Origin of the sequence: Vibrio sp. 10N.222.48.A3 (assembly GCF_041475345.1) — a bacterium.
GTDB lineage: Bacteria > Pseudomonadota > Gammaproteobacteria > Enterobacterales > Vibrionaceae > Vibrio > Vibrio tasmaniensis_A.
In genome coordinates this window covers 1-357 of sequence record NZ_JBFRVX010000915.1, presented here as the reverse complement: position 1 = coordinate 357, position 357 = coordinate 1, and the positions used below count along the sequence as shown (strand labels likewise).

1 protein-coding gene is annotated in these 357 nt (G+C 35.3%); it reads right to left on the bottom strand.

All coding sequences use genetic code 11. From position 1 onward, the window contains the following. Positions 1 to 6: 6 nt before the first annotated feature. A partial coding sequence (locus tag AB4653_RS21765) for a type I secretion C-terminal target domain-containing protein (protein WP_372105336.1) occupies positions 7 to 357 on the bottom strand: 351 nt, incomplete at its 5' end.

Genomic DNA, 357 nt, shown 5'->3' with positions numbered 1-357 from the left:
TTTTGTTTAGTTATCGTAAATTTTCAATATATCGTTTAATAGTCCACTCACATCTGAAATTGAACCGTTAGTGATATAACTATCAAATTGTTCAGCGCTATCTTGCAATATGATCTCCTGAGTTTTTCCACCATCTGTCACAGTCAACTTAAGATCTGCCGTTGACATATTATCTGCACCTTCAAGAGAAATACCAATCTTACTGCTTTGAAGTAGGCTATTAATACTGTCAGAAGAATCTGTATGGAGTAGATCGGAAATATCTATTTTATCATCACCCTTAGTAAAGTCTGTAATTGTGTCTTTCTCACCATGACGAACACCAGAACCTTGGTCGACAAACTTGAAGATATCATC